Source organism: Lacinutrix himadriensis, from assembly GCF_001418105.1.
In the GTDB taxonomy this organism is placed as follows: Bacteria; Bacteroidota; Bacteroidia; order Flavobacteriales; family Flavobacteriaceae; genus Oceanihabitans; species Oceanihabitans himadriense.
Window position 1 is genome coordinate 1 of record NZ_LIQI01000023.1, and the last position, 3,506, is coordinate 3,506.

Annotated in this window: 3 protein-coding genes; all 3 read left to right on the forward strand. The window is 28.3% G+C overall.

The window, feature by feature from the left end:
* Positions 1-1,063 (forward strand): MBOAT family O-acyltransferase (locus tag AMD28_RS11950; RefSeq protein WP_055444383.1); only part of this gene is annotated, 1,063 nt, incomplete at its 5' end.
* A gap of 9 nt (positions 1,064-1,072) precedes the next feature.
* Positions 1,073-2,509 (forward strand): hypothetical protein, encoded by a 1,437-nt coding sequence (locus AMD28_RS11955; protein ID WP_055444384.1) that lies wholly within the window; start codon positions 1,073-1,075, stop codon positions 2,507-2,509.
* A 293-nt stretch (positions 2,510-2,802) separates the two neighbouring features.
* On the forward strand, positions 2,803-3,506 hold a 704-nt coding region (locus tag AMD28_RS11960; RefSeq protein ID WP_420806055.1), incomplete at its 3' end, for an MBOAT family O-acyltransferase.

A 3,506-nucleotide genomic window follows, 5' to 3' on the forward strand; every position in this document is an offset into this window, starting at 1 on the left:
TACTATAGATATTTACAGGAAACAGCTAGAACCTACTAAAGATTGGCTTGCTTTTTTCTCGTTTGTGTCTTTCTTCCCGCAACTAGTTGCAGGACCCATTGAGAGAGCATCCCATTTATTACCTCAGTTTTATAAAACCTACAAGTTTAATTATAATCAGGTTAAATCCGGATTATTATTAATGGCTTTTGGGTTGTTTAAAAAGATGGTTATAGCAGATCGAGCAGCTCTTTATGTGAATGAAGTTTATAATAATACTTCAGATCATGATGGTGTTGCATTCTTTTATGGAACCATTTTATTTGCCTTTCAAATTTATTGTGATTTTTCTGGTTATTCAGACATTGCCATAGGAATTGCAAGAACTATGGGATTTGACTTAATGAGAAACTTTGATAGTCCTTATTTTTCTAAATCCATAACTGAATTTTGGAGACGTTGGCATATATCTTTATCCACATGGTTTAGAGATTATGTATACATCCCATTAGGAGGAAGCAGAAAAGGAAAGTACAGAACCTATTTTAATTTGTTCTTGGTCTTTCTCGTTAGTGGCTTATGGCATGGAGCAGCTATGACATTTGTAATTTGGGGAACAATACACGGCTTAATCATTGTTTTTGAAAAAGCTACTTATAATTTAAAAAAACCACTATTTAAAAAAATAGGATTAGGTAAAAGTAACTATGCAAACAACTTTTTTTTTAGTACTGTAACCTTTTTTATAGTTTGTTTTGCTTGGATATTTTTTAGAGCAAACTCCTTACAGGATTCTTTTGATATTATTAGTGGAATCTTTTCTAATTTTGATTTAGGAGAGATATTCAATAAGGAAACGTACTTAATCGGTTTTAAAGTAAATGAATTTAAGATAATTGTTTTCTTCATCATTTCACTACTCCTTTTTGAAGTACTTCACAGAAAGTATAATTTAATAAGGTTAATGAATCGTCAAGGAATAATCTTTAGATGGAGTATCTATGTAATGATCCTTTTTACTATTACCATTTTTGGTATTTATGGAGATAGAGCTATTCAGGAATTTATTTATTTTCAATTTTAGAGATATAAAATGAAAAAATTAATTTTAAAAATATTTTTATTTAGCATTTTAATTAGTGTTGTAATCTATAACATTGATAGTTATTTTGTTAAGGATGATCCTGCTTTTGAGAAATTTGAGTTTTATAACAAAATAGAAAAAAACACCGTCGATGTACTTTTTTTAGGAAATTCACATTTAGCAAACGGAGTTAACACAAAAATTATAAACGCAAAATGTAAATTAAATTCTTATAATTTAGGATTACGAGCAACAAATATTTTTCATACCTATTTTAATTTAATAGAAGCATTAAAGAATCAAAAACCAAAGCTGGTAGTGATTGAAAACTTTACGTTTTTAGAAAACGCAGCGGAGTCTGATTTTTTTAATGAAGAGGGTAAGATGTTTGTTAAGAATTTTGGAGCCGTTCATGCAAAAAAACCAGGTAAAAATAAGTTTGAAGAAATTAATTTAGTATACAAAGAAAACAAACTTTATAACTTTTTTAATGTTTTCAGAGGGCATGAAAACTGGAGTGACTTAGAAGATCAATCTAAAGTTTTATATAAGTACACATCAAATAAATATAAGAATAAAGACTTTAGAGATCATTACCAATCCTTAAAAATATTGAGAAAAGAAAGGGCGTCAAAAATTGACAATCTAAAAATTAAGGACACTATTAATATTTCAAAGGATCAAGAAGTATTTATTAAAAAAATCATTGAGCTTTCCGAAGAACATGAGTTTGAACTTTTGTTTGTTACCATTCCTTTCTATAATAATTATTACGCTAAAGTTGAAGACCAATTAAAGCAAGTAAACAAAAAACTAAACGCTATTATTAAAGAGCATACAAATGTTAAGGCTATAGATATAAATACCTTAGGTGATTTTTCTAGGACTTATTTTATGGATGAAAAACCAACAAGAAATCAACACTTAAATTTTAAGGGAGGTATAAAGGCGACGAATATATTGGCAAATTATATTAATAAAGAATACAATTTTAATTTTAATAAAATAAATAGATTTCAACCCGAGTCTTTTGTTTACAATAAAAAGGCAATAGACACACTGCTTGAAAAAGGGCGTATTTTATCAAATTTAGAGAGAATAAATGGTGCTAAAACCAACCATCTTGCTTTAGCTCAAGGAAAGTCTTCCGTTGTTTTAGAAGGATGGATGGTTATAGAAAATCAAGATTCTAAATTTACTGATTTCTTTGTTGCATTGGAAAAGGATGAAGATTTTATTTTGGTTAGACCCATGCATGTCAGAAAGAAAAGGAAGGATGTTTCTAAGTTTTTTAAAAAGGAAGAAATTTATGATCATGCAGGGTTTAAATTAGAAATAGATAGCGAATTATTAGAAAAAGGAAACTATTCTATAGTACTAATTATAAGAGATGAAAACGGGAAGGTTTTGTTAAAACGGGTTAATAAAACAATTGAAATTTTATAATCTATAATTATAGAACAAGATGTATCACTTAAACAATAATTGGGACATAATTTTAGTAAATTACAGGTATTAAGAGATAGCTTAAAATTTGAAAATTCAAATAAATTACTTTTCGTAATATTTTTGTATAATAGAAAAGATAAAAGGAAGCGTTTTAGTTTGGACAAAAACAAAAAAGTGAAAATATGTTACAAATAGATAATAATCAATCACTTCAATTCATAATGGTAGGAATTGTTGCAGAAGAAAACGTTAAGGATACTTATAATAGACAACCGATTTACTAATTACTTATGCTGTTTAATTCATTAGATTTTGCTGTATTTTTTCCTGTAGTTTTTGTTCTTTATTGGCTCGTTGCTAAAAATAGAAATTATAGAAATATACTTTTACTAGTTTCTAGTTACGTGTTTTACGGCTGGTGGGATTGGAGGTTTCTGCTATTAATAGCTTTTAGTTCGTTGGTTGATTTTTTAATTGGTCAAAAAATATATAATACGGATAGCAAGAAAAAACAAAAGCAGTATTTGCTAGTCAGTCTTGTTATTAATTTAGGTTTCTTAGTCTATTTTAAATACACGAACTTTTTTATAGACACTTTTGTAGATTCTTTTAGGTTATTTGGTACTGAGTTAGAAGTTTCTACACTAAATATCATCTTACCAGTTGGAATTAGTTTTTACACCTTTCAAACGCTTAGTTATACTATAGATATTTACAGGAAACAGCTAGAACCGACTAAAGATTGGCTTGCTTTTTTCTCGTTTGTATCTTTTTTCCCGCAACTAGTTGCAGGACCCATTGAGAGAGCATCCCATTTATTACCTCAGTTTTATAAAACCTACAAGTTTAATTATAATCAGGTTAAATCCGGATTATTATTAATGGCTTTTGGGTTGTTTAAAAAGATGGTTATAGCAGATCGAGCAGCTCTTTATGTGAATGAAGTTTATAATAATACTTCAGATCATGATGGTGTTGCATTCTTTTATGGAAC

Bases quoted from the DNA above. Each gene is read 5' to 3' on its own strand.
- AMD28_RS11955 (WP_055444384.1), top strand. From the start codon at position 1,073: ATGAAAAAATTAATTTTAAAAATATTTTTATTTAGCATTTTAATTAGT.